This window comes from Streptomyces tubbatahanensis (assembly GCF_022699385.1).
Taxonomy (GTDB): domain Bacteria; phylum Actinomycetota; class Actinomycetes; order Streptomycetales; family Streptomycetaceae; genus Streptomyces; species Streptomyces diacarni.
Genome location: NZ_CP093846.1, coordinates 4573212 through 4594078, shown reverse-complemented (window position 1 = coordinate 4594078; position 20867 = coordinate 4573212). Strand labels below are relative to the sequence as shown.

26 protein-coding genes are annotated in these 20867 nt (G+C 69.5%); 7 read left to right on the top strand and 19 right to left on the bottom strand.

Annotated features, from left to right (window positions below; genetic code table 11):
* Positions 1–2 precede the first annotated feature (2 nt).
* The 14 genes from rplE to rpsJ form a co-directional block, all read right to left on the bottom strand.
* On the bottom strand, positions 3–566 hold the full coding sequence (gene rplE, locus MMF93_RS19805) for a 50S ribosomal protein L5 (protein ID WP_114015369.1): 564 nt from the start codon (positions 564–566) through the stop codon (positions 3–5).
* On the bottom strand, positions 566–889 hold the full coding sequence (gene rplX / locus MMF93_RS19800; RefSeq protein WP_114015368.1) for a 50S ribosomal protein L24: 324 nt from the start codon (positions 887–889) through the stop codon (positions 566–568). Before rplX ends, rplE begins: the two co-directional genes overlap by 1 nt.
* Before the next feature lie 2 nt (positions 890–891).
* Complete coding sequence (rplN, locus tag MMF93_RS19795) at positions 892–1260, bottom strand: 50S ribosomal protein L14 (protein WP_027738919.1); 369 nt, start codon at positions 1258–1260, stop codon at positions 892–894.
* 105 nt (positions 1261–1365) lie between these two features.
* Complete coding sequence (gene rpsQ / locus MMF93_RS19790) at positions 1366–1653, bottom strand: 30S ribosomal protein S17 (RefSeq protein WP_027738918.1); 288 nt, start codon at positions 1651–1653, stop codon at positions 1366–1368.
* Positions 1653–1877, bottom strand: a complete 225-nt coding sequence (gene rpmC, locus MMF93_RS19785; protein ID WP_114015367.1) for a 50S ribosomal protein L29 — start codon at positions 1875–1877, stop codon at positions 1653–1655. The genes rpsQ and rpmC overlap by 1 nt, the downstream gene beginning before the upstream one ends.
* Positions 1877–2296: a 50S ribosomal protein L16 gene (rplP, locus tag MMF93_RS19780; RefSeq protein ID WP_114015366.1), complete on the bottom strand. Its 420-nt coding sequence runs from the start codon at positions 2294–2296 to the stop codon at positions 1877–1879. The genes rpmC and rplP overlap by 1 nt, the downstream gene beginning before the upstream one ends.
* Positions 2297–2299: 3 nt before the next feature.
* Positions 2300–3127 (bottom strand): 30S ribosomal protein S3, encoded by an 828-nt coding sequence (rpsC, locus tag MMF93_RS19775; protein ID WP_242753397.1) that lies wholly within the window; start codon positions 3125–3127, stop codon positions 2300–2302.
* On the bottom strand, positions 3127–3474 hold the full coding sequence (gene rplV, locus MMF93_RS19770) for a 50S ribosomal protein L22 (RefSeq protein ID WP_114015364.1): 348 nt from the start codon (positions 3472–3474) through the stop codon (positions 3127–3129). The genes rpsC and rplV overlap by 1 nt, the downstream gene beginning before the upstream one ends.
* A 43-nt stretch (positions 3475–3517) precedes the next feature.
* Complete coding sequence (rpsS, locus tag MMF93_RS19765; RefSeq protein WP_019354948.1) at positions 3518–3799, bottom strand: 30S ribosomal protein S19; 282 nt, start codon at positions 3797–3799, stop codon at positions 3518–3520.
* A 14-nt stretch (positions 3800–3813) separates the two neighbouring features.
* Complete coding sequence (gene rplB / locus MMF93_RS19760) at positions 3814–4650, bottom strand: 50S ribosomal protein L2 (protein WP_242753395.1); 837 nt, start codon at positions 4648–4650, stop codon at positions 3814–3816.
* A gap of 47 nt (positions 4651–4697) precedes the next feature.
* Positions 4698–5120 carry a 50S ribosomal protein L23 gene (gene rplW / locus MMF93_RS19755; RefSeq protein ID WP_114023478.1) on the bottom strand — a complete coding sequence of 141 codons (423 nt, stop codon included), beginning with the start codon at positions 5118–5120 and terminating at the stop codon, positions 4698–4700.
* Positions 5120–5785, bottom strand: coding sequence for a 50S ribosomal protein L4 (gene rplD, locus MMF93_RS19750; RefSeq protein WP_242753389.1), 666 nt, complete (start codon positions 5783–5785; stop codon positions 5120–5122). The genes rplW and rplD overlap by 1 nt, the downstream gene beginning before the upstream one ends.
* A 9-nt stretch (positions 5786–5794) precedes the next feature.
* The gene (rplC, locus tag MMF93_RS19745) at positions 5795–6439 is read right to left on the bottom strand and encodes a 50S ribosomal protein L3 (protein ID WP_114015360.1); all 645 of its coding nucleotides are present in this window, start codon (positions 6437–6439) and stop codon (positions 5795–5797) included.
* Between the two features lie 15 nt (positions 6440–6454).
* On the bottom strand, positions 6455–6763 hold the full coding sequence (rpsJ, locus tag MMF93_RS19740; protein WP_016473429.1) for a 30S ribosomal protein S10: 309 nt from the start codon (positions 6761–6763) through the stop codon (positions 6455–6457).
* A gap of 605 nt (positions 6764–7368) precedes the next feature.
* On the opposite strand from rpsJ, the gene MMF93_RS19735 reads away from it, so the two are divergent.
* The 5 genes from MMF93_RS19735 (at position 7369) to MMF93_RS19715 (ending at position 15106) form a co-directional block, all read left to right on the top strand.
* Complete coding sequence (locus MMF93_RS19735; RefSeq protein WP_242753388.1) at positions 7369–7893, top strand: hypothetical protein; 525 nt, start codon at positions 7369–7371, stop codon at positions 7891–7893.
* Positions 7893–8558 (top strand): hypothetical protein, encoded by a 666-nt coding sequence (locus MMF93_RS19730; protein WP_242753387.1) that lies wholly within the window; start codon positions 7893–7895, stop codon positions 8556–8558. Before MMF93_RS19735 ends, MMF93_RS19730 begins: the two co-directional genes overlap by 1 nt.
* Positions 8558–13060: a putative T7SS-secreted protein gene (locus MMF93_RS19725; RefSeq protein ID WP_242753386.1), complete on the top strand. Its 4503-nt coding sequence runs from the start codon at positions 8558–8560 to the stop codon at positions 13058–13060. The genes MMF93_RS19730 and MMF93_RS19725 overlap by 1 nt, the downstream gene beginning before the upstream one ends.
* Before the next feature lie 673 nt (positions 13061–13733).
* Entirely contained in the window at positions 13734–13982 is a 249-nt protein-coding gene (locus tag MMF93_RS19720) for a hypothetical protein (protein WP_242753385.1), read from the top strand.
* Complete coding sequence (locus MMF93_RS19715) at positions 13979–15106, top strand: hypothetical protein (RefSeq protein ID WP_242753383.1); 1128 nt, start codon at positions 13979–13981, stop codon at positions 15104–15106. Before MMF93_RS19720 ends, MMF93_RS19715 begins: the two co-directional genes overlap by 4 nt.
* Positions 15107–15116: 10 nt before the next feature.
* On the opposite strand, the gene MMF93_RS19710 is transcribed toward MMF93_RS19715, so the two are convergent.
* On the bottom strand, positions 15117–15320 hold the full coding sequence (locus MMF93_RS19710) for a DUF397 domain-containing protein (protein WP_423835478.1): 204 nt from the start codon (positions 15318–15320) through the stop codon (positions 15117–15119).
* Entirely contained in the window at positions 15320–16168 is an 849-nt protein-coding gene (locus MMF93_RS19705; protein ID WP_242753379.1) for a helix-turn-helix domain-containing protein, read from the bottom strand. Before MMF93_RS19705 ends, MMF93_RS19710 begins: the two co-directional genes overlap by 1 nt.
* A gap of 190 nt (positions 16169–16358) precedes the next feature.
* On the opposite strand from MMF93_RS19705, the gene MMF93_RS19700 reads away from it, so the two are divergent.
* The gene (locus tag MMF93_RS19700) at positions 16359–16859 is read left to right on the top strand and encodes an ATP-binding protein (RefSeq protein WP_242753377.1); all 501 of its coding nucleotides are present in this window, start codon (positions 16359–16361) and stop codon (positions 16857–16859) included.
* 353 nt (positions 16860–17212) lie between these two features.
* On the opposite strand, the gene MMF93_RS19695 is transcribed toward MMF93_RS19700, so the two are convergent.
* On the bottom strand, positions 17213–17815 hold the full coding sequence (locus tag MMF93_RS19695) for a hypothetical protein (RefSeq protein WP_242753375.1): 603 nt from the start codon (positions 17813–17815) through the stop codon (positions 17213–17215).
* A 223-nt stretch (positions 17816–18038) separates the two neighbouring features.
* Here MMF93_RS19695 and MMF93_RS19690 point away from each other — a divergent pair, with 223 nt between their 5' ends.
* A complete protein-coding gene (locus MMF93_RS19690) occupies positions 18039–19556 on the top strand; it encodes an FG-GAP-like repeat-containing protein (RefSeq protein WP_242753373.1) in 1518 nt (505 codons plus the stop codon).
* A gap of 120 nt (positions 19557–19676) precedes the next feature.
* On the opposite strand, the gene MMF93_RS19685 is transcribed toward MMF93_RS19690, so the two are convergent.
* Complete coding sequence (locus MMF93_RS19685; protein WP_242753371.1) at positions 19677–20093, bottom strand: PPOX class F420-dependent oxidoreductase; 417 nt, start codon at positions 20091–20093, stop codon at positions 19677–19679.
* A 100-nt stretch (positions 20094–20193) separates the two neighbouring features.
* Positions 20194–20619, bottom strand: a complete 426-nt coding sequence (gene panD, locus MMF93_RS19680; protein ID WP_242753369.1) for an aspartate 1-decarboxylase — start codon at positions 20617–20619, stop codon at positions 20194–20196.
* Positions 20620–20867 lie beyond the last annotated feature (248 nt).

Here is a 20867-nt window from a genome sequence, read left to right as displayed (position 1 = left end):
GGTCAGTTCTCCTTGAACGGGAAGCCGAGGTGACGAAGCAGGGCACGACCCTCGTCGTCGCTGGTCGCCGTGGTGACCACGGTGATGTCCATGCCCCGGACCCGGTCGATCTTGTCCTGGTCGATCTCGTGGAACATGACCTGCTCCGTGAGACCGAAGGTGTAGTTGCCTCGTCCGTCGAACTGCTTGGGCGACAGACCGCGGAAGTCGCGGATGCGCGGCAGTGCGAGGGACAGCAGGCGGTCCAGGAACTCCCACATCCGGTCGCCGCGCAGCGTCACGTGGGCGCCGATCGGCTGGCCCTCACGCAGCTTGAACTGCGCGATGGACTTGCGGGCCTTGGTGACGGCCGGCTTCTGGCCGGTGATCGTGGCGAGGTCCTTGATGGCACCCTCGATCAGCTTGGAGTCGCGGGCGGCGTCGCCCACACCCATGTTGACCACGATCTTGGTCAGGCCGGGGATCTGCATGACGTTCTCGTAGGAGAACTGCTCCTGCAGCTTGCCCTGGATCTCTTCGCGGTAGCGCTGCTTCAGGCGCGGGGCCTGCGTGGTGGTGGCAGTCATCAGATGTCCTCACCGGTCCGCTTGGCAACGCGGATCTTGTTGCCTTCGTCGTCGAAGCGGTACCCGACGCGGGTCACGACCTTCTTGCCGTCCGCCTCCACGACCAGCTGCACGTTGCTGACGTGGATCGGGGCCTCGGTCGTCACGATGCCGCCGGTCTGCGAACCGCGAGCCGTCTGACCGGCCTTGGTGTGCTTCTTGACCCGGTTGACACCCTCGACCAGGACGCGGTCCTCGCGGGGCATGGCCTTGATGACCTTGCCCTGCTTGCCCTTGTCCTTGCCGGTGATGACCTGGACCAGGTCGCCCTTCTTGATCTTCATGGTCACAGCACCTCCGGCGCGAGCGAGATGATCTTCATGAACTTCTTCTCGCGCAGCTCACGACCCACGGGGCCGAAGATGCGGGTGCCGCGAGGGTCGCCGTCGTTCTTGAGGATGACGGCGGCGTTTTCGTCGAACCGGATGTACGAGCCGTCCGGGCGACGGCGCTCCTTGACGGTGCGCACGATGACGGCCTTGACGATGTCGCCCTTCTTCACGTTCCCACCGGGGATCGCGTCCTTGACGGTAGCGACAATGACGTCACCGACGCCCGCGTAGCGCCGGCCCGAACCGCCGAGCACACGGATGGTGAGAATCTCCTTCGCACCCGTGTTGTCGGCGACGCGAAGCCGGGACTCCTGCTGGATCACGTCTATCTCCTGTATGTCTGCCGGTTCCCGGCAGGGGACCCCTCATCGGGCGTCCCCTGCCGAGCCTGGCGGAACGACCTGTGGGCTCGGGACGAGCCCCAGGAATTACTTGGCCTTCTCGAGGATCTCGACGATGCGCCAGCGCTTGGTGGCGGACAGCGGCCGGGTCTCCATCAGGAGGACGCGGTCGCCGACACCGGCAGCGTTCTGCTCGTCGTGCGCCTTGAGCTTGTTGGTACGGCGGATGACCTTGCCGTACAGCGCGTGCGTCACGCGGTCCTCGACGGCGACGACGACGGTCTTGTCCATCTTGTCGCTGACGACCAGACCCTGCCGGGTCTTGCGGAAGCCGCGCTGCTGCTCTGTCTTCTCAGTCACGTTCGTCTCGCTCATCAGGCGCTCTCCACCGTCTCGATGCCCAGCTCGCGCTCACGCATCAGGGTGTAGATCCGGGCGATGTCCTTGCGGACGGCCTTGAGCCGGCCGTGGTTCTCAAGCTGCCCGGTCGCCGCCTGGAAGCGGAGGTTGAACAGCTCTTCCTTGGCTTCGCGGAGCTTGGCCACAAGCTCCTCGTCGCCCAGCTCACGCAGCTCGGACGCCTTGGTTCCGGCCGCCATCACGCGTCACCTGCCTCGCGCCGCACGATGCGGCACTTCATCGGAAGCTTGTGGGCGGCGCGGGTGAGCGCCTCCTTGGCAATCTTCTCGTTCGGGTAGGACAGCTCGAACATCACGCGACCAGGCTTGACGTTCGCGACCCACCACTCCGGCGAACCCTTACCCGAACCCATGCGGGTCTCGGCGGGCTTCTTGGTGAGCGGGCGGTCCGGGTAGATGTTGATCCAGACCTTGCCGCCACGCTTGATGTGACGCGTCATGGAGATACGAGCTGCCTCGATCTGCCGGTTCGTCACGTAGGCGGCGGTGACGGCCTGGATGCCGTACTCACCGAAAGCAACCTCGGTGCCACCCTTGGCCATGCCGGTGCGCTTCGGGTGGTGCTGCTTGCGGTGCTTGACCCTGCGCGGGATCAGCATGGGTCAGCTCTCCTTTCCAGAAGCGCTCGGCTCGGCGGCAGCACCGGCGGGCGCCACGGACTCCGCCTTGGGAGCCTCGGCCTGCTGGTTCTGCTGCGGCTTGCGGCCGCGACGCTCGCCGCCCCGACGGGGACGGTCGTTACCGCCGCCGCGCGAGGGGCGGTTGCCGGCCCGGGCAGCGGCGTTCTCGGCGCGGACCTCGGAGATGTTCTTGACATCGCCCTTGTAGATCCACACCTTCACACCGATGCGGCCGAAGGTCGTCTTGGCCTCGAAGAAGCCGTAGTCGACGTTGGCGCGCAGGGTGTGCAGCGGCACCCGGCCCTCGCGGTAGAACTCCGAGCGCGACATCTCGGCACCGCCGAGACGGCCGCCGCACTGGATCTTGATGCCCTTGGCACCGGCCTTCATCGCCGTCTGCATGCTCTTGCGCATGGCGCGGCGGAAGGAGACCCGGGAGGACAGCTGCTCGGCGACCGCCTGGGCCACGAGCTGCGCGTCCGTCTCGGGGTTCTTCACCTCGAGGATGTTGAACTGGATCTGCTTGCCGGTCAGCTTCTCCAGGTTGCCGCGCAGGCGGTCGGCCTCGGCGCCGCGGCGGCCGATGACGATGCCGGGACGGGCGGTGTGGACGTCGACGCGGACGCGGTCACGCGTGCGCTCGATCTCCACCTTGGAGATGCCGGCCCGCTCCATGCCCTGCGTGAGCATGCGGCGGATCGCGACGTCTTCCTTGACGTAGTCCTTGTAGAGCTTGTCGGCGTACCAACGCGACTTGAAGTCGGTGGTCACACCGAGCCGGAACCCGTGCGGGTTTACCTTCTGGCCCATTACCGGGTTCCTTCCTTGCTGCTCACGACCACGGTGATGTGGCTCGTCCGCTTACGGATCCGGTAGGCACGGCCCTGGGCACGCGGCCGGAACCGCTTCAGGGTCGGGCCCTCGTCGACGTAGGCCTCGGAGATGTAGAGGCTGTCGGCGTCCGTGTGGTCGTAGTTGTGCGCGGCGTTGGCGATGGCGCTGTCCAGCACCTTGCCGACCGGCACGCTGGCGGCCTGCGGGGCGAAACGCAGGACCGCCTGAGCCTCCGTGGCGTCGAGGCCACGGACAAGGTCCACCACCCGGCGGGCCTTCATGGGCGTGACGCGCACATAGCGCGCGGAGGCCCTGGCTTCCATGGTTGTCCCTTCGGTGTCAGTCATGATCTACACACCCCGCCCGTCAACGACGACGCGACTTGCGGTCGTCCTTGACGTGGCCGCGGAAGGTGCGGGTCGGCGCGAACTCGCCGAGCTTGTGGCCGACCATCGACTCGGTGACGAACACCGGGACGTGCTTGCGGCCGTCGTGCACCGCGATCGTGTGGCCCAGCATCGCCGGGACGATCATCGAGCGGCGAGACCAGGTCTTGATGACGTTCTTGGTGCCCGCGTCGTTCTGGCCGTCCACCTTCTTGGCGAGGTGGTCGTCGACGAAGGGCCCCTTCTTGAGACTGCGCGGCATCTAAAACCCGCCTCCTAGCGCTTCTTGTTCGTCTTGCGGCGGCGGACGATGTACTTGTTGCTGGCCTTCTTCGGCGAGCGCGTACGGCCCTCCTTCTGACCCCACGGCGAGACCGGGTGGCGGCCACCGGAGGTACGACCCTCACCACCACCGTGCGGGTGGTCGATCGGGTTCATGACCACACCGCGGACGGTCGGGCGGACGCCCTTCCACCGCATACGGCCGGCCTTGCCCCAGTTGATGTTCGACTGCTCGGCGTTGCCGACCTCGCCGACAGTGGCGCGGCAGCGGGCGTCGACCAGGCGGATCTCACCGGACGGCATGCGCAGGTGGGCCATGCGGCCCTCCTTCGCCAGCAACTGCACCGAAGCACCGGCGGAGCGCGCGAACTTGGCGCCGCCACCCGGGTTCAGCTCGATCGCGTGGATCGTCGTACCGACCGGGATGTAGCGCAGCGGCAGGTTGTTGCCCGGCTTGATGTCGGCGCCCTGGCCGTTCTCGATCCGGTCGCCCTGCTGGATGCCGCGGGGGGCGAGGATGTAGCGCTTCTCGCCGTCCGCGTAGTGCAGCAGCGCGATGCGCGCGGTGCGGTTCGGGTCGTACTCGATGTGCGCGACCTTGGCCGGCACGCCGTCCTTGTCGTGCCGACGGAAGTCGATCACGCGGTAGGCGCGCTTGTGGCCACCACCCTGGTGGCGTGCGGTCACACGGCCGGCGTTGTTACGGCCGCCCTTGCTGTGCAGCGGGCGGACCAGCGACTTCTCCGGCGTGTCCCGCGTGATCTCGACGAAGTCGGCGACGCTGGCGCCACGACGGCCAGGAGTCGTCGGCTTGTACTTGCGGATACCCATTTCTCAGTCCTCGGAATATTCCGGACTTCAGAACGTCCCCGCCTCCGTCAGGAGGCCGGGCCGCCGAAGATGTCGATACGGTCGCCCTCGGCGAGGGTCACGATGGCGCGCTTGGTGTCGGCGCGCTTGCCGTAACCGGTGCGGGTGCGCTTGCGCTTGCCCTGACGGTTGATCGTGTTGACGCCGGCGACCTTGACCGAGAAGACCTCTTCCACGGCCTGCTTGATCTGGGTCTTGTTCGCCCGCGGGTCGACGATGAACGTGTACTTGTTCTCGTCCAGCAGCGCGTAGCTCTTCTCCGAGACGACCGGCCGCAGCAGCAGGTCGCGCGGGTCGGAGAACGTCTTGCTCGGCTCGGCCGGCGCGAGCTCGCCCGGGCCCTCGGCCGCGCGACGGGCGGCCTTGGCGACGCGGGCGGCCTTCGCGGCCTTCGCTGCCTTGGAGGCGATGCTCGGGTGTCGCGTAGCCATCAGGCGTCGCTCCCTTCGGTGTGGGCCTTCGGGCCAGCAACGAAGGACTCCAGCGCGGCCTGGGTGAAGACCACGTCGTCGGAGACGAGCACGTCGTAGGTGTTGAGCTGGCCCGGCTCCAGGATGTGCACCTGGGGCAGGTTGCGGGCGGACAGCCAGGTCTGCTCGTCACTGCGCTCGGCGACGAGCAGCACGTGCTTGCGCTCGCTGACCTTGCCCAGCAGCGTCTTGGCCGCCTTGGTGGAGGCCACGCCATCGGCGCTGTCGACCACGCCGGAGACGACGTGGACGCGGCTGTGGCGGGCCCGGTCGGAGAGCGCACCGCGCAGGGCGGCGGCCTTCATCTTCTTCGGGGTCCGCTGCGCGTAGTCCCGCGGGACGGGACCGTGCACGACGCCACCGCCGGCGAACTGCGGAGCGCGGGTCGAACCCTGACGGGCGCGGCCCGTGCCCTTCTGGCGGTACGGCTTCTTGCCACCGCCGCGGACCTCGCCGCGGGTCTTGGTCTTGTGCGTGCCCTGGCGGGCAGCGGCCAGCTGGGCGACGACGACCTGGTGGATCAGCGGAACGCTGACCTGCGTGTCGAAGATCTCCGCGGGGAGCTCGACGGTCCCGGTCTTCTCGCCGGCCGGCGAAAGGATGTCAATGCTTGCTGAAGTACTCATCGGCTTACCTCAGGCCCCCTTGGCCGCAGTACGGACCAGGACGAGGCCGCCGTTCGGACCGGGGACTGCGCCCTTGATGAGCAGCAGGCCCTTCTCCGCGTCAACGGCGTGGACGGTCAGGTTCTGGGTGGTGACCCGCTCGTTGCCCATCCGGCCGGCCATGCGGGTGCCCTTGAAGACACGGCCCGGGGTGGCGCAGCCACCGATGGCGCCCGGCTTGCGGTGGTTGCGGTGCGCACCGTGGGAGGCGCGGGCACCGTGGAAGCCGTGGCGCTTCATGCCGCCGGCGAAGCCCTTGCCCTTCGACTTGCCGGTCACGTCGACCTTGACGCCGGACTCGAAGGTGTCCGCGCCCAGCTCCTGGCCGAGGGTGTACTCGGCGGAGTCGTTGGTGCGGATCTCCACGAGGTGGCGACGGGGAGTGACGTCGGCCTTGGCGAAGTGGCCCTTGAGGGGCTTGTTCACCTTGCGCGGGTCGATCTCGCCGAAGGCGATCTGGACGGCCTCGTAGCCGTCCCTGTCTGCGGTGCGGACCTGGGTCACGACGTTCGGCCCGGCCTTGACGACGGTCACGGGAACGACGCGGTTGTTGTCGTCCCAGACCTGGGTCATGCCGAGCTTCTCGCCCAGGACGCCCTTGATCTGCTTAGCCATCTTCTACGACACCCCTCAGAGCTTGATCTCGATGTCGACGCCGGCCGGGAGGTCCAGGCGCATCAGCGAGTCAACGGTCTTGGGGGTCGGGTCGAGGATGTCGATCAGACGCTTGTGGGTGCGCATCTCGAAGTGCTCGCGCGAGTCCTTGTACTTGTGCGGCGACTTGATGACGCAGTACACGTTCTTCTCTGTGGGCAGCGGCACCGGGCCTGCGACCGACGCGCCAGTACGCGTCACCGTCTCGACGATCTTCTTCGCCGAGTTGTCGATGACCTCGTGGTCGTAGGCCTTGAGCCTGATGCGGATCTTCTGTCCCGCCATGGCTACTTCGTAGTCCTGTCTCTCGTCACGCTCTGGAACCCCGTGGGTTTCCCGTCCCGCTTCCACTTCCGACCCACGCGGTCGGGCGTGTCGGCTTGCTTCTCGTACGTCTGCCGTACGCAGGCGTACGACTCCGCAGGGGATCCGCGCGGGGCGCCGCGGCGAACCGCGGCGGACCCTCGAAGGTCCCGCAAAAGGAAGAAGCCGGGGGGAGAAACCCACCGGGTGCCTGGCTGGAAGCCCCTCCTACGCTTCCCGGAAGATTCCCGTACTTCCGCCCCTGATGAGAGGCGACGAATACCTGGGACTCGCTTCCGGTCCTCCCGGCGGGAGGCGCGCAGCATCGGCACTCAACCGAGCAACCTGGACAGTGTGCCACAGCGGGATTGGCGCTGGCCAATCCGGGCATTATCACGGGTCGGCCCCCGCACGCCCGCTGCCCCGCCGCCCGCGCGCCGACGGACGTGACCGCCGCCACCGGGGCTCCTCCGCCGCGCCGCGCACCCCCGTGATCAGCACTTATGACCTTGCGTGCGCACAGCCCCCCGCACGTATCGTGGTGACTGCTCACGCAACGGACACACCGGTGGCGAACGAGGTGGGGGATGGAGCTTCCGGACGAGATCGCCGCGACGCGTGCCGGAACGGGTGACCCCGCCGCACTGGTGGGCGAGTTCCGTCGCACGGCCGTGCTGGTGCCCACTGTAAGCCCTGCGGGCGGCGCAGGACCGCTCGGCGCCGGGCCGCCCGACGAGGGGCCGCCCGATGAGGGGCCGCCCGATGAGGAGCGGCTCGACGGAGACCGGCTGATGTCGGCCGGTTACGGCGGCGTCCGCTGGATCTTCGCGTTCACCGACGAGGCGGCGCTCGCCCGCTTCGCCGAGGAGCGCGCGGGAGCACGGGAGGGCGCGCCCGGCCGCCACGGCGAGCCGGCTGCCGGGGAACCGTGGACCTACGTCTCCGTCCTCGGCGCGCGCCTCCTCGACGCGGTGATCCCCGCGCTGGGCGGCCCCGCCGGGGTGGCGGTCAACGCCGCGGACGGGGACGGCTCCATGCTCTTCCCGCCCGTACGGGGCATCGTGCCCGACGAGGTGGCCGTCGACGCCGGCACCGAGGAGGAGGGCGTCTGATGGGCGACGGCAACGGCGGCGACGGCGTCAACTGGAACAAGGAGTCCCTCGACCTGATCGAGAAGGGGCTCAAGGGCACCATCGACGAGCTGAAGGAGTCCGGCAGCGGCGCGACCGACGCGCTCCAGGGCTCGGGGTTCGAGGGCATGTCCCTCACCGGCATGGAGATGGGCCACCACGGCCTCTCGGTCGACTTCGAGGACTTCTGCGAGAAGTGGGAGTGGGGCGTGCGCGCCCTCGTCCAGAACGCCAACGCGCTGGCCCAGAAGCTGGGCCTGTCGGCGGGGATGGCCTACGAGGAGGACCAGTACGCGGCCGGGGCGCTCAAGGTCGGCCTGAACTCCCTCACCGGCAATCCGCACGCGACCGAGGAAGAGGTCGTCCAGCAGGGCTGGGGAGACATCGTCACGCCGGACGCGCCCGACTACAGCGGGGAGTCCTGGGAGAAGGCCGGCCACGACGTCAAACAGGACTGGCAGGACACCGGCCGGGAGCTGACCACCAAGGGCCGGGGCGGCATGTACATGGACGCCGCCCAGGAGGTCACCGGCGTCAGCGACGAGCAGATCGCGGCCCAGCAGGACGAGTACTTCGGCCCCTCCCCCGAGGAGCGGGCGGCGGCACAGCAGCGCGCGCAGGGCGGCACAGAGGGGGGCCAGGGCTGATGGGCTGGGATCTGATACCGGACTCCTGGGAGGACAAGGCCGAGCAGGTCACCGAGAAGATCGGCGACGGCGCGGAGAGCTTCGGCAACTGGACCGCCGACCGGATGGACGACGTCGGCTGGGAGAGCGGCGCCGACTGGACGCGCGACAAGTCCCGCTCGGTCGCCAACAGGCTCGGCGCGGAGACCGACGAGCTCCAGCTCGACCAGACCGAGGACCCCAAGCGCCTCGTCTACGGCAGCCCCAGCACGATCCGCTCCACGGCCGGGCACCTCAAGGACTTCAAGACCGCCTTCACCAACGTGGCGAACGGCTTGAAGAAGCTGCCCAAGGGCTCGCTGAAGGGGAAGGCCGCGGAAGCCTTCTGGGACAAGGTCGGTCTTGAGCCGGCGAAGTGGGTCAAGGCCGCCGACGCCTGCGAGAAGGCCGCCGGAGCGCTGGAGGACTTCGCCGGGACCGTGGAGTGGGCCCAGAAGCAGGCCGGCGAGGCCGTCAAGAAGTACAGGGACGACAAGAAGGACGAGGCCGAGGACCAGCTGAGAGAGGCCCGCTCCCAGCGCAACACGGCGGCGTCCCGCGCCCAGACCGCCGTCAAGGCCGCCCGCGACGCGGCCCCGCCCAAGCCCGACTACTCGGAACAGGCCATGGACGGCCTGGAGGGCCTGAAACTGGACACCGTCCACGTCTCCGGCGGCATCGTCAAGGGCGCGGCGGGCCTCGTCAACTTCGCCCGCAGCGTCAACCCCACCGACCCCTACAACATCACCCACCCCGCCGAGTACGTCACCAACCTCAACTCCACGGTCACCGGCATCATGCGCGCCGCCAACGACCCCGTCGGCACCGGCAAGGCCATGCTGGAGGGCTTCAAGAAGGACCCCGCGGAGGGCCTCGGCCGCCTCATCCCCGAACTGCTCGGCACCAAGGGCGTCGGCGCGGCGACGAAGGCGGGCCGGGCGGGGAAGGTGGCGGCGGACGCGCGCAGGGCGCTGGAGAGCAAGGGACCGAACCAGGCCGCCCGCCAGCCCCACGAGACGCCGTCGGGACGGACGGACCCGGTCGACCTCGCCACGGGGAAGATGTACCTGCCCCAGGTCGACCTGGCCCTGCCGGGCGCGCTGCCGTTGACGTTCACCCGGCGCGTGGAGTCGGGCTACCGGCTCGGCCGCTGGTTCGGCCCTTCGTGGTCCTCGACGCTGGACCAGCGCCTGGAGGTCGACGCGGAAGGTGTCGTCTTCGTCGCCGAGGACGGCCGCCTGCTCTCGTACCCGCATCCGGCGCCCGGCGTGCCCACTCTCCCTTCGGCGGGCTCGTCCCGCATGCCGTTGGAGCGCACCGCGGACGGCGGTTACACCCTCACGGAGCCGGACTCGGGGTGGGTGCGGCACTTCGCCCCGCCCGAGGGCGGGGCGGACGCGCCGGACGACGGCACCGCCCGGATCGATCAGATCACCGACCGGAGCGGCCACAGCATCACGTTCGAGTACGACCCGGAGTCGGGCGCCCCCTCGCGCCTGGTCCACAGCGGCGGGTACGTGATCAGGCTCGGGGTCGCGGGCGACCGCGTCACGGCACTGGCACTGGCCGCTCCCGACGGCTCCGAGACCCCCGTGCTGGCCTACTCCTACAGCGACGGCAACCTGACGGAGGTGACCAACTCCTCCGGTCTCCCCCTTCGGTTCGCGTACGACGACGAGCAGCGGGTGGTGTCCTGGACCGACACCAACGACCGCCGCTACGACTACGTCTACGACAACCTGCACCGGGTGATCGCGGAGGGCGGCACCGCAGGCCACATGCAGGTCCGCATCGACTACGACGGCGTGGACGAGGCCACCGGCCACCGTGCCACGACGCTGACGAGCGCGGAGGGACACGCCACCCGCACCCTGTTCGACGAACAGGGCCTCGTCGTCGGCGAGATCGACCCCCTGGGCCACCGGACGACGACGCGGCGGGACGCCTTCAACCGCCCCCTGACCCACACCGACGCCCTCGGCCGCACGACGGCATACGCGTACGACGAGGCCGGCCGGGTCGCCCGGATCACCCGCGCCGACGGGACGACGGTCACGATCACCCGCAACGCTCTCGGCTCCCCCGTGACCACGCGAGAACCGGACGGCGGGGTCTGGCGCCAGGAATGGGACGCGGACGGCAACCGCACGGCGCTGACCGACCCCGCGGGCCACACGACACGGTTCACCTACGACGGGCGCGGTCACCTGGCCGCGGTCACGGACGCACTCGGAGCCACGACGCGGGTCCACTGCGACGCCGCAGGACTCCCGGTGGAGATCACCGACCCGCTGGGCGCGACGACCCGCTACGAGCGGGACGCGTTCGGCCGCCCGGTCGGGGTCATCGACCCGCTCGGCGCCCGGACGGAGCTGACCTGGACGCCCGAGGGCCGCCTGGCCTCCCGAACGACCGCCGACGGCGCGAGCGAACGCTGGGAGTGGGACGGCGAGGGCAACTGCACCCGCCACGTCGACGCGGCGGGCGGCGAGACGCGCTACGAGTACACCCACTTCGACATGCTGGAGGCCCGCACGGGCCCGGACGGGGTGCGCTACGAGTTCACCTACGACGCCGAACTGCGCATGACGCGGGTCACCAACCCGCAGGGCCTGACCTGGGACTACACCTACGACCCCGCGGGCCGCCTCGTCGCCGAGACGGACTTCGACGACCGCACGCAGCGGTACCAACTGGACGACGCCGGGAACCTCGTCCGCCGGACGACACCGCTGGGCGAGGAGATCACCTACGAGCGGGACGCGCTCGGCCGTACGCTCCGCAAGGACGCGGCGGGCGCGGTCACCACGTACGCGTACGACGCGGCGGGCCGCCTGACCGAAGCCGTCGGCCCCGACGCGGAGTTGCGCTACCAGCGCGACAAACTGGGCCGCGTCAAGACGGAGCTGGTGAACGGCCGCGCGCTCACGCACACCTACGACGCGCTGGGTCGCCGCACACGCCGTGTCACCCCGACCGGCGCCGTCTCCACCAGCGCGTACGACGCGGCGGGCAACCGCACCTCGCTGACGGCGTCCGGCCACACGCTCGACTTCACGCACGACGCGGCGGGCCGCGAGACAGAACGCAGCATCGGGGCGGAAGGCCTCACCCTCTCCCACGTCTGGGACCCGGCGGGCCGCCTGACCGCGCAGTCCCTGACCGCGCGGTCCCCGGCCGCTGGTCCTGTCGTCCAGCACAGGGAGTACACCTACCGCCCTGACGGCTACCTGACGGAGGTCGACGACCTCCTCTGCGGCCGCACCACCTACGACCTGAACGAGGTCGGCCGCGTCACCGCCGTCCACGCCCGGGGCTGGACAGAGCGGTACGCCTACGACGAGGCGGGCAACCAGACCGAGGCGACCTGGCCGGCAACCCACGCAGCCCCGGAGGCCATCGGCCCCCGCACCTACGAGGGCACCCGGATCACGTCGGCCGGCAAGGTCCGCTACGAACACGACGACGCGGGCCGCATCACCCTGCGCCAAAAGGCCCGCCTGTCGAAGAAGCCGGACACCTGGCGCTACACGTGGGACACCGAGGACCGCCTCGTCCAGGCCGTTACCCCCGAGGGCACGGTGTGGCGCTACGCGTACGACCCGCTGGGGCGCCGCGTCGCCAAACACCGCATGGCGGGCGAGGAGCGCGCGGAGACCGTCACCTTCACCTGGGACGGCCCCACCCTCATCGAACAGACCACGACCGCACCCGCCCTCCCCCACCCCGTCACCCTCACCTGGGACCACGCGGGCTTCACGCCCCTGACCCAGACGGAACGCCTCACCGCCGAAGCCACCCAGCAGGAGATCGACTCCCGCTTCTACGCCATCGTCACCGACCTCGTCGGCACCCCGACCGAACTGGTCTCGGAGACGGGCGAGATCGCCTGGCGCACCCGATCCACCCTGTGGGGAACCACCGCCTGGCACACAGAGAGCACGGCCTACACCCCACTCCGCTTCCCCGGCCAGTACTACGACCCCGAGACGGGGTTGCATTACAACTACTTCCGGTACTACGACGCAGAGACCGCTCGATATCTGACCTCGGACCCGTTGGGGCTTGAGCCGACGCCGAATCCGCACACGTACGTTGCGAATCCGTTCCTCACGGTCGACCCTCTTGGTCTAGCACCGTCCGGCGGCTGTCCAGCGAGCCCCGAGGGGCCTCCGGCCGACGATCCTGACGTAGAAGCCATCCGTCAACAGATCGATCCCGACAAGCTGACGATGACGCGGACGGTAGAGCGACATTTTGACGACATAACCAAACAAGGGCAGCCGGCGCGTCCTTTCATGAACTCCAGGCTGGTGGTGGACAACATCATGGCAGGAAGTAAGCCGATGCCAGACCCCGGCGGGCTCCCCGGAGCAATACGTTGGGATACACCCGGAGCCAAAAACGGGACTCCAGGAACCTGGGAGCTCGTTGTGGACTCGAACAACAGGATTCTGCACTTCAACTTCGTCAGAGGGAAATAGTGTCGTCATTTTCGACAGGCGCAGGTCACTCCTTGCCCGGAAAGCTGCTGTACATCACTTCGGACCACAGTTTCGACTTCGTCCCCGCCGCGGCAAGTGACCTACAGGAAAGGACAGGCGCCTCAGGGGTCACCAGCCTGACGGTAGGAACGTTCCAGCTCGAGACGAGCGTAGAAACAGGCGAACTTTTGTACGCATGGGGTTACCACCCCATGGCCAGCTGGAAACCCAGCCCGTTGCACCAGCCAACGGCCCAGCAAGGACGAGTCCTCGTCAGCGCAGAACCACCACTTGAAGCAGGGGCCTCCCTGCCACTCCCCTGGGAAAACTGGGATACTCGCTACGATGCGGACAGCGGAATCGTCCGTATCGGGCCAGAAGCTCCAGCAGGTCAGACATTCATCGAATGTGCGACCGGGATCATTCTCGGGCTCAGCGGAGACGCACTCACGGAAATCTGGCTCTCGCCATCTTTTGAAGACTGTTGAGCCCTCACGGGCCAATCAGGACAACGACAGAGCACGGTGTCGGCGCCGCACCGGACGGTGAGGCCCCGCCCGAGCCCCTCCCCCCGTCGGAGCAACCGCGCCGTATACCGCGAAAGTTGGGGGCGTTGTCGAACCAGTGTGGGATGACGGCGGGGTAGGGCCGTCATAGCCTCCGGGAGGAGGGGATGCAGATGACCGATACCGCCTATCAAGAGGCACAACGCACTGTGCAGCGCATCCAGCGCCTGTCGGACGACTGCTGGCACGCGCTGGACGCGTCGTGCCGGAGCATGGACGACGACGCGTGGGTCGGGCCCGTCGCCCGGCGCTTCCATGACGCCGTACGCGCCGACCAGCGCACGTTGCAGGCCCAGTTGACCAAGGCCGTGCAGGACGCCCAGGCGAAGCTCGCGACCATGCCGGGGAAGCCGTGAGTTTCCCCGCGGGCGACCCCAACTTCTCCGGCGCCAAGACGCCGGCCTTCGACACCCTGGTGAGCGGCCACGCGCGCGCCGCGTTCCTGCTCGAACAGCTCGCGGGGGACCTGTGGGAGGAGCTGACCCGGATGCGCGTCGACCCCTCGCCCGCGTTGCGTATCCGCACTCTCGCCGAGCGTGCCCGCAGCCAGGCCTCGGAGTTGCGGACGCGTCAGAGCCGGGTGCACCACATGCAGCGGACGAAGACAGGGGCGAAGCTGTGCACTGTCCAGGGCACTTTCTGGGAGTTGTCCGAGTCGCCCACGCCCACACCGCAGCCGGGCGAACCGGCCCCCACCGATCCGGCGAGACTCTCCATAGAGTTGTCGGAAGCCAATCTGCTGCCCCGCGCCGGCCGGCTGCGCCCCGACGGCACGCCGTTCTCCCGTGAGGAGGACGCGGTGTTGAGCTGGATCGACGTGCACCGGGCGAGCATCATCGCGGAAGCCCGGAAGTGGAACGTCTCCCCTCAGGCGATCGCCGCCGCCATCGCCTGGGAGGCCATGAAGAACGTGAAGCACATTCCGGCCGACATGCTCGCCGGAACGGGTGTCGGCGCGGCGGTGCCGAACGCGTCGTTCGGCCCCGGAAAGGTCCACGTCGACTTCCCCCTCGTCCAGCAGATCGAGGACCGGGGCTACCTGCCGCGCAGAAGCGTTCCGGAGCGCGAGAAGCTGCTCAGCACCGATGAGGGGTCGATCCAGTACATCGCCGCCATCATGGGCGCGTACTCGAAGGTCACCGAGGACGGCTGGAAAGGCCCCGAGCGGTACAGCATCCGCTACAACGTGCCGATGCTCACCCAGCTGTACCAGGGCAGCGACCTCAAACAGTGGGAACAGAACCTGAGCACGAGGCAGCAGGAAGGCAACTGGCGTACACCCCGAATCGGCAATCCGATGGCGGAGTGGGCCAGCAGGAACGAGGAGTTCCTGGACGCCGCTCTGCCCAAGGACCCCTGGAAGGTGGACCCCACGCCCGCGAAGCCGGTGCGGCCGGCCGACCCGTCCGTGCCGCCGTTGCGTCCCGTCACGCCGGCCCCGAGGAACCCGCCCAGCCCCACCCCCTCGGGGAACAACTGACCAGGTCGCCTCAGCGTGTGACGGCGTGCGAGACGAAGGCCGACCAGGCGTCGGGGGCGACGGCGAGCGCGGGACCCGTCGCGTTCTTCGAGTCACGGACGTGTACCCGCCCCGGCGCGGTGGCGACCTCGACGCAGTCGGGCCCGTCGTTACTGCTGTAGCTGCTCTTGAACCAAGCAAGACCGGTGTCTGACTCCGGGGCACGCTTCGTCATCATGTCTCTCCCAGCAGCTTCTCGATGAACGCCAACGACTCACGGGGATTGAGCGCCTGCGATCGGATCATCCCATACCTCATCTCAAGAACCTGAACCTCTTTGGGGTCCGCAATCAGGCGGCTCGTGAGCTGAGCTTCCGAGAGTCCCAGCGTCTTACCGTCCTGCAACTTCAGCACTCGGTGCTCGCCTGCCATGCCCGCGTGCTCTTCGCATTCGGTCGGCATCACCTGCATCTCCACGTGCCGCCATCGCGCCACCTCCAGAAGGTGCTCAAGTTGCCGCCGGAACACCGGCCTGCCGCCGAGCGGCCTCCGCAACGTCACCTCTTCCTGCACAAAGGTGAGCGTCGGCGCGGGCTGTCGCTCGAACATGCTTTGGCGAGCCAGACGGGCTGTCACATGGCGATCGATCTCCTCCTCGCTGTACGCCGGGCGCCGCATCGCGAACAGCGCTCGCGCGTACTCCTCCGTCTGCAAAAGCCCATCGATGTTGTGGTCGCCGTAGGCGCCGCGCTCCACCACCTGGGCCTCCAACTTGGCCAAGTCCCGTACCTTCTTCGGGTACCGCGCCTGCTGGACGTCCTCCTTCATCGCGGAGAGCTTGCCGCCCGCGCCGAGTACCGTGTCGGCGTTGTCGAGGAACTCCGGCTTCGGAAGCCGTTTGCACCGCTCGACGGCGGAGGTCATCTCCTCCCCGTATCCGATGGCTGCGCCCAACTCCGCCTGGGTGAGGTCCGCCGCCTCGCGCCACAGTCTGATCTGGCGGCTGACCGCCCGCATCACCGCACTGGATTCGTCGTCCCCCGGGTCGGGGCCGTCCCACTCGTCGCTGCCGTTCTCAGCCATGCGCGTCCGCCTTTTCGCCTTCTGTTGCGCAGCACGGTAGGCGCGCCGCGCTTCTCCCTGTCACAAAATGCGGAAAGGCGGTCCGGTCACGGCGTACTGCCCGTACTGTTCGCCGCCGCACCCGGACAACGGGCGGCCGTTCAGCCGCCGGCTCTGTCGTCGGCGTCTCCGCGCAATCACGCTGGGTGACATGAGTGACGAGACGCACGCCGGCGGCATGCACTTGACCGTCCTGCTGTCCTCCACCCGGCGCGGGGCCCGCCTGGCGCGGCTGCTGACTGTCGCGGAGTTGGCCTCGCGGGGGTTGCCGACGGACCCCGCCGCGCACGTCGTCGGCGAACTGGCCGCCAACGCGGCGCTGCACGGGCGGGTGCCGGGGCGCAGCTTCCGGCTGAGGGCCAGTTGTCCCGAGCCCGGCTCGCTCCTCATCGAAGTGACCGATGCGCTGGGGGAGCGAGCCCCGCGCCCGGCGTCACGCGCCGTCGGCCCCGATGCGGAATCGGGGCGCGGCCTGCTCCTCGTCGAAGCGCTGGCCGAGCGGTGGGGCGTCACGCACGGTCCGTTTCCCTGCAAGACGGTGTGGGCGGAGGTCTCTCTGACGCCGTCGCCACGTCCCACCGGGTCGCGGTCCATCGCGACCCGGTACGCCCGGGCCGCCGCCGCACGGCGCGAGCCGGAGGCCCACGGGTAACTGCGGCGAGGCGCCCGGGGGGGGGGCCGGAGCGGGCGGGGCGGGGCGGCACCGTGCCGTAGGCACCCCGTGGCCGGAGCCTCCCACTCCCGACCGCGAGTTGAGCCCAGACCGAGCAGGAGCAGAGGCGCGAGGCGGGCCCCGCGCCGCCTTCGGCGCCGGCCGTACCCGGAATCGGCACAGCCCCGAGGCCGTACGCCCCGCACTGCCCACACATGTGCCCGCCGGGCCCCTCTGGAGTTTCCGAGCTGCACTGGTTCTTCTCGCGCCCACGACCCCGACTACTGCCGTTCAAGCCGTGCGGGTGCTCACACGAAAGTGGGTGTCCTACCGGGCCGGGAGCGGGCTCGCGCTCAGCGGCCCTTTCTGCGAGCGCCGTTGTTGGAGGGGGGAGTGTGCCCCGGGTATGTCCTGCCGGCAGGTGAAGAGGACGACTGCTGAGACCGCTGCTGAGCGGAAGGAGCCGCACTCATGGCGGCCCGAGCGTGGCCCGCCACCGGATTCATCTGCGCCCGGTAGTCGTCCAAGAACACGTGCCCCTGGTTGTTGATCGTGGCCATGCCTTGTTGCAACGCAATGCGCGTGTCTCGGTCGAACTGGACAGCGGCACGGGTGCCGGCTGACGGATTGGTCCGGTTCTGGTGGTCCCAGTAGCTCATGTCGGCGTCCACGATGGCCCCGTGCGCCTCCCTGTCGGACGACGGCTTCAGGTAATGGGGTGTCAGCTCCGGGTTTTTGAACACTTCGTCGATGGTGCGCGCACCCTTTTCCTCGAACAGGGAATGAAGGTTGGCGATGTTGGCTATGACGCCGTGCCCCACGGTGTTGCCTCGGTCCGGATCGAGACCGGCCTCAATCAGTACTCCCCGTATGTGCGCTATCGAGTCCGCGCGCGGTGTGCGGTCGGGAGGGGCCACGTCGTTACGCATGTCCATGAGGCTCAGGGCCTGTCCCATGCCATCTCCTCTGTTTGTCGTCTTGTCGTCGCACGGATCAGAGGCCACCACGTAGGAGGGAGCGGCACGGTTCATCGGCGGCCCCGCCAGAAGCCGCCGGCCTCCGAGTGGCACGCGTCGTCGTGCTCAACTGCGCGCTACAGCACAACCGTTGATCACGCCCGGCCGTCTGACCCCTCGAACCAGGAGTCAGAGCTCACACGTCAGCAGAAGGGGACGCCTCATGCGTCAGCGCACACTCGTCACCGCAGCGACCCTGACGGCTCTCGCGGCCGGCGGTCTCGTGGTCCCCCTGGCAACGGCCGGGCCGGCAGCCGCCGGTCCGGCGGCAGCCGGGCCCGCGGCAGCCTCCACCTCCTCCCCTCAGGACGAGAAGACCGCACGGGAGGACTTCAACGGGGACGGCTACGCCGACGTGGCCGTCGGCGTGCCGGAGGCCGAGGGGAGGGCGGGGGCCGTGGTGGTGACGTACGGGTCGGCGTCCGGAATCTCCCCGTCCCGTTCGGTGCGCATCACGCAGGACACCGCCGGTGTGCCGGGGGTGCCCGAGGCGGGTGACCAGTTCGGGGAGAACGTCACCAGCGGCGACGTGAACCACGACGGATACGCCGATCTGATCGTCGGCGCGCCGCACGAGAAGGTCGACGGCAAGCCGGACGGCAGCCTCTCGATCGTCTGGGGCGGCGCCGAGGGGTTCACGAGCGGCGGCATCGCGCTGGGCGCTCCCACCACCGAGGACCGGAACTTCGGTGAGGGCGCCGCCTTCAGCGACCTCGACGGGGACGGTACCGCGCAGCTCCAGGTCGTCAGCGGGCGCCACTTCTGGTGGTACTCGGAGGTGCCGCCCAAGGGGGACGGCAGCGACGTGCCGCTGCCCCTGGAGGACGACTTCCTGCCCGCGGACGTGCAGCTGGACGGTGTCGTCGCGGGCCACTTCTCGGGCGGCGGCGGCTCGGGTAACGGCAACAGCGACTACGTCGTGTACGGCGAGCGCGGGAGCGGCGATGGGGAGGGCGGGGGCGGGGGCGACTATCTGGCGACCTTCCGCGGCGGTCCCGGCGACATCGGCTACGACCACGACGTCCTGTCCGACGGCGGCGCCGGGACGACGCGGTCGGTCGCGGCCGGCGACATCGACAAGGACGGCGCGACCGACCTGGTCACCGGCCGAGAGGCGGGTGGCGACGGGTCGGGCTCGGTCACCGTCTGGTGGGGCGCTCAGGGCGGTCTGGGGACCGGCCGGGAGCCCGTCAGCTACGACCAGGCCGACGCGGGGGTCCCCGGCACCGCCGAGGACGGCGACCGCTTCGGCGCGGACGTGTCCGTGGGCGACGTGACCGGTGACGGGTACGCGGACATCGCCGTGGGCGTCCCCGCGGAGGTCGTACGCGGCACCGGCGCGGGCGCCGTCGTCCTCCTCAAGGGCTCGGCCGACGGGGTGTCCGCCACCGGGGCGCAGACGTTCCACCAGGAGACCACCGGCGTCCCCGGTACCGCGGAGGACGGCGACCGCTTCGGCTCCGGCGTGCATCTCGCGGACATCAACGGCGACGGCAGGGCAGACCTGTTCGCCGGGGCCGGGGGCGAGGACATCGGGGCGGTGGCGGACGCGGGCGCGGTCTGGGTCCTGCGCGGCGCCTCGTCGGGCCTGACGACGTCAGGGGTCACCTCGTTCAACGCCACCGACTTCGGCTTCACCGACGCTGCCGGCCTGCGCTTCGGCGAGGTCTTCGACCACTGACGCGCCCCGCGGCGCCGGCGCGGGGGCGCGGGGAAACCGCGCGACCAGCCACCACCCACCCGCGGCCCGCGCGCCACGGACAGGGGCACCCCCGGCCCCGGTACAAGCGCGGGGCGCGGGTCAGCGCACGTCCCGGCTGTCACCGTCCGGGTTGTCCGGGTCGATGTGCCAGCTCAGGATCCGCGTGGCGCGGATGCGGAGGACGTCCTGGGGCCAGGCGGGGTTCACGGGCGGGGCCTCCGCCCGTGTGGCCTCCGCCAGGCCGCGGATCTCCACGCCGCGGCCCATGCCGGGCTTGACCTGGCCGGGCTCGTTCGGGGTGAGGTCGTCCACGACGAAGCTCACCCGCGGGTTGCGCAGCACGTTCCGGTAGCGCTGCGTGCGGGCGAGCCACGGGCCGCCGAGGTCGATGGTGCCGTCGTCGTTGAGGCGGAACCCGAGGGGACGGGTCTGCGGGGTGCCGTCGGGGCCGACCGTCGCGAGACGGCCGAGCATCTGTCCGTTCAGATAGGTGCGTTCGACGTCGGTGAAGGGCACTGTTCAGCTCCTGTCGGGCCGGACCCGTCGCGGTCGAGGGGTCGCCGGAATCCTTCGGCACCAGACTGGGAGTTGAACCGCACGTGAAGTCAACGACCGGCTAACCGGCAGCCGTCACGGCGTGGGGAGCCCGTGAGGTGGGGGAGCCCGGCACGGGCTCCCCCACGTCGGCCCCGACGCCCACCGCCCGGTTCTCGGCGTCCACGTGGACCACGCGGGGCACCAGCGCCCGCGCCTCGGCGTCGTCCACCTGGGCGTAGCTGATCAGGATGACCAGGTCCCCGGGGTGGACGAGGTGGGCCGCGGCTCCGTTGATGCCGAGGACGCCGCTCCCGCGCTCGCCTTCGATGACGTAGGTCTCCAGGCGGGCGCCGTTGGTGATGTCGACGATGTGGACGAGTTCGCCGGGCAGCAGGTCGGCGGCCGTCATCAGGTCGGCGTCGATGGTCACCGAGCCGACGTAGTGCAGGTCGGCCTGGGTGACCGTGGCCCGGTGGATCTTGGACTTGAACATGGTGCGCAGCATCGCGTCACTCCGGAATGTGTGCTCCCTGCCCGTCGCGCGGGTCAAGGGCGTCCCATCAGGTCGATCGAGACTACTACGCGGCCCCGGGGCGAGGCCGAAAGCAGCAATCAGCGCCTCCAGGAAGTGACCAGCGCCTCCAGGAAGTGAAGAGAAGGCGTCCATCCCGGCTCCGGGGCGCCCGCGCCCCTTCCGCGCCCGCCCGCACCGCCCTGCGGCCGCCCCCGTGGTCAACCCCTCCTCGCCCACCC

Bases quoted from the DNA above. Each gene is read 5' to 3' on its own strand.
- rplP (WP_114015366.1), bottom strand. From the start codon at position 2,296: ATGCTGATCCCGCGCAGGGTCAAGCACCGCAAGCAGCACCACCCGAAG.
- MMF93_RS19725 (WP_242753386.1), top strand. From the start codon at position 8,558: ATGGGCTGGGATCTGATACCGGACTCCTGGGAGGACAAGGCCGAGCAG.
- MMF93_RS19705 (WP_242753379.1), bottom strand. From the start codon at position 16,168: ATGGCTGAGAACGGCAGCGACGAGTGGGACGGCCCCGACCCGGGGGAC.
- rplW (WP_114023478.1), bottom strand. From the start codon at position 5,120: ATGGCTACGCGACACCCGAGCATCGCCTCCAAGGCAGCGAAGGCCGCG.
- rpmC (WP_114015367.1), bottom strand. From the start codon at position 1,877: ATGGCGGCCGGAACCAAGGCGTCCGAGCTGCGTGAGCTGGGCGACGAG.
- rpsJ (WP_016473429.1), bottom strand. From the start codon at position 6,763: ATGGCGGGACAGAAGATCCGCATCAGGCTCAAGGCCTACGACCACGAG.
- MMF93_RS19735 (WP_242753388.1), top strand. From the start codon at position 7,369: ATGGAGCTTCCGGACGAGATCGCCGCGACGCGTGCCGGAACGGGTGAC.
- rpsQ (WP_027738918.1), bottom strand. From the start codon at position 1,653: ATGAGCGAGACGAACGTGACTGAGAAGACAGAGCAGCAGCGCGGCTTC.
- MMF93_RS19730 (WP_242753387.1), top strand. From the start codon at position 7,893: ATGGGCGACGGCAACGGCGGCGACGGCGTCAACTGGAACAAGGAGTCC.
- rplD (WP_242753389.1), bottom strand. From the start codon at position 5,785: ATGAGTACTTCAGCAAGCATTGACATCCTTTCGCCGGCCGGCGAGAAG.
- rplX (WP_114015368.1), bottom strand. From the start codon at position 889: ATGAAGATCAAGAAGGGCGACCTGGTCCAGGTCATCACCGGCAAGGAC.
- rpsC (WP_242753397.1), bottom strand. From the start codon at position 3,127: ATGGGCCAGAAGGTAAACCCGCACGGGTTCCGGCTCGGTGTGACCACC.
- rplV (WP_114015364.1), bottom strand. From the start codon at position 3,474: ATGGAAGCCAGGGCCTCCGCGCGCTATGTGCGCGTCACGCCCATGAAG.
- rplB (WP_242753395.1), bottom strand. From the start codon at position 4,650: ATGGGTATCCGCAAGTACAAGCCGACGACTCCTGGCCGTCGTGGCGCC.
- MMF93_RS19695 (WP_242753375.1), bottom strand. From the start codon at position 17,815: ATGGGACAGGCCCTGAGCCTCATGGACATGCGTAACGACGTGGCCCCT.
- panD (WP_242753369.1), bottom strand. From the start codon at position 20,619: ATGCTGCGCACCATGTTCAAGTCCAAGATCCACCGGGCCACGGTCACC.
- MMF93_RS19710 (WP_423835478.1), bottom strand. From the start codon at position 15,320: ATGACGAAGCGTGCCCCGGAGTCAGACACCGGTCTTGCTTGGTTCAAG.
- MMF93_RS19720 (WP_242753385.1), top strand. From the start codon at position 13,734: ATGCAGATGACCGATACCGCCTATCAAGAGGCACAACGCACTGTGCAG.
- rpsS (WP_019354948.1), bottom strand. From the start codon at position 3,799: ATGCCGCGCAGTCTCAAGAAGGGGCCCTTCGTCGACGACCACCTCGCC.
- MMF93_RS19690 (WP_242753373.1), top strand. From the start codon at position 18,039: ATGCGTCAGCGCACACTCGTCACCGCAGCGACCCTGACGGCTCTCGCG.
- rplC (WP_114015360.1), bottom strand. From the start codon at position 6,439: ATGGCTAAGCAGATCAAGGGCGTCCTGGGCGAGAAGCTCGGCATGACC.
- MMF93_RS19700 (WP_242753377.1), top strand. From the start codon at position 16,359: ATGAGTGACGAGACGCACGCCGGCGGCATGCACTTGACCGTCCTGCTG.
- rplE (WP_114015369.1), bottom strand. From the start codon at position 566: ATGACTGCCACCACCACGCAGGCCCCGCGCCTGAAGCAGCGCTACCGC.